Annotated in this window: 2 protein-coding genes; both read left to right on the top strand. The window is 46.1% G+C overall.

The window, feature by feature from the left end:
* Nucleotides 1–221 precede the first annotated feature (221 nt).
* Nucleotides 222–1,835 carry a DUF3887 domain-containing protein gene (locus BG32_RS14535; protein ID WP_014730090.1) on the top strand — a complete coding sequence of 538 codons (1,614 nt, stop codon included), beginning with the start codon at nt 222–224 and terminating at the stop codon, nt 1,833–1,835.
* 193 nt (nt 1,836–2,028) lie between these two features.
* Nucleotides 2,029–2,343: a GntR family transcriptional regulator gene (locus BG32_RS14530; RefSeq protein WP_259459784.1), complete on the top strand. Its 315-nt coding sequence runs from the start codon at nt 2,029–2,031 to the stop codon at nt 2,341–2,343.
* Nucleotides 2,344–2,438: the final 95 nt, after the last annotated feature.

Below are 2,438 nucleotides of genomic sequence, written 5' to 3'. Positions count from 1 at the left end.
TATCGTAATTACCTAACACTGTCATCCCGAACTTGATCCGGGATCTGGTTTTCGATCTAGTCCAAGGGCGTGTACATGATCAACGAAGGACGGCTCTTTAAAGCATCTATCTGCTCTTCTTTGTCTGTGAAGGGAGCCGGTCAACACCGAACTGGCGGTAAACATCGATCTTGACCATTAAAAGAGAACGTACTGTAGCTAATTGTTAAGGAGGAAGAAAAATGTTTAGAAGGATTCTAGTTAGTACGGTTTTAATTGCATCGGTTCTATCTTTCGCTTCGATTGATGTAGCGGAACAGTACTTCAACAGTTTCTTCAACGGGAAATATCCCGAAGCTTATGAGTTGCAGAATGCCGAGATGAAGAAGGCGCAACCGCTTTCCGCCATGAGAAATCTCAGAGGGCAATTGCGGATGCAGGTTGGTGACTTCCTCCGGGTCCTAGACATAAACGAAGTACCTCAAGGCGATCTTGTGTCATACTTATTTGCCTGCGAATTCAAGGCGGGAATATTCGATGTGATAATTACTCTGGACGCCGAAGAAAAGGTGGCAGGATTCTTCATTAGGCCATCTTCTTACGTGGAGCCCGAAACGGAGACAGTAATGATTGAAACCGGAAATGAAGTAGTCGACACCTATATAAATGGATTCTTCTCTGGAAAATTCGAAGAGATCTTCGAGCTTCAGACCGAGCAGGTTAAGGCAAGTCTAAGCCCTGAGGCTTTAAAAGGGGCATATGCGAATATTGTCAGCATGGCCGGTGAGTTCGAAGAAGTCCTGAATCTGGAATCATCAAAGAGTGACGGAATGATCTCCTTTGTTCTGGCATGCAGGTTTGCAAATGGAATCTTTGACATTACAGTCACTCTCGATAAGGACGAAAAGGTGGCGGGGTTCTATTTCCGTCAATCAGCATATTCTGAAAGGGAGTTACCCGATTATGCCGACCCTTCAGCCTACACGGAACAAGATATCACCGTAGGCAAGGAACCATACTATCTTCCTGCAAAACTTATGGTCCCTAATGGTCTGGAATCATACCCGTTGGTGATCATATTGCAGGGATCGGGAACACTCGACATCGATGGAACTTTGGGCCCGAACAAGCCTTACAGAGACATCGCAGTGGGACTTGCATCGAAGGGAATTGCGACGCTTAGATATCCGAAGAAGTACCTGGTCTACCCGGATAAAATGGATGAAATCGGAACCACTGCCGAAGCGGAATACGTGGACGACGCTCTGGTCGTCATCGAACAGATGAAGTCAATTCCCCAGTTCAGCGGGATTTACCTCGTCGGACATTCTATGGGTGGAATGGTCGCTCCATGGATTGCTGAAGAGGCTGGAGTCGATGGTGTCGTAGTTCTTGCCGGTTCTCCAGTCAAACTCGCTCAAATAAGTTTGGATCAGAATCTCGATCTAGCCGGCGATCAAATGACGGAAGAACAGAAAGCTCAGACAATCGAGTTCTTCACTCAGTTACTGAATGGAGAAATCCCTGAAGAAACGGAGCTATCCCCAGGGCTTACAGCAGCATACTACTACAGCCTCGACAGATATTTCTGTATGCCTGTACTGGAGAAAACTGAGCTACCTGTATTGATTGCAAATGCCGAACTGGATTTTCAGAGCCCCAAACACTACTTCGACATCTTTGTCGAGGAACTTGGAGACAGGCCCAATGTCACACTCGAATTGCTTGAAGGCTTGAATCATCTCTTCATGGAAACAAACGGAAAGATAAAGAGCGTTGAAGAATATAACAGGCCAGGTTATGTCTCCGCTGAATTGATTGACCTGATTGTCGAATGGATTAAGGAGTTGGAGTGACTTTTCAGAAAACGTGGTCGGTAACAGCAGGTAGGGGGTTCGTAAGAGCAAGAGAAAGAGGTTTGCCGTTGAAAGGTTCTCCGTTCACCGAGAAGCGTCACTAACATGGCTGAGGCAATACAGAAGGTGATAATGTGTGGTTTGACATCGACATAAGGTCCCCGTTACCAATATATGATCAAATCAAGAGGGGGTGAGGGAAGAGATCCTTAAGGAGAGACTTAAGGAAGGGGATACTCTTCCCTCAATCCGTGAAATGGCCTCCCAAATAAGGGTGAATCCCAACACTGTCGCCAGGGCCTACAGGGAACTAGAAATGGAAGGCATAATCATGGCGAGACAGGGATTGGGGTATATAGTAGTCAGTAACAGAGATCAGGTCAGAGACTCTGTCTTTGAAAATCTCTCTGCTGAACTAAGGGAGCCCCTACTACGCATGAAGAAATCGGGAATCTCTCTGGAGAGGCTCCTGGAGGTGATTGAGAAGATATGGAAAGAGATCAATTGACTCTAAGAATCAGAAATCTCCAAAAAACTTACAGTGGAAATGTGAAGGCTGTCCGCGGAATAGATGTAGATGTTGAAAACCAGCGAATATATGCC

It is taken from the genome of Mesotoga sp. HF07.pep.5.2.highcov (assembly GCF_003666285.1).
In the GTDB taxonomy this organism is placed as follows: domain Bacteria; phylum Thermotogota; class Thermotogae; order Petrotogales; family Kosmotogaceae; genus Mesotoga; species Mesotoga prima.
This window is presented reverse-complemented; position numbering and strand designations above follow the sequence as displayed.

Bases quoted from the DNA above. Each gene is read 5' to 3' on its own strand.
- BG32_RS14535 (WP_014730090.1), top strand. From the start codon at position 222: ATGTTTAGAAGGATTCTAGTTAGTACGGTTTTAATTGCATCGGTTCTA.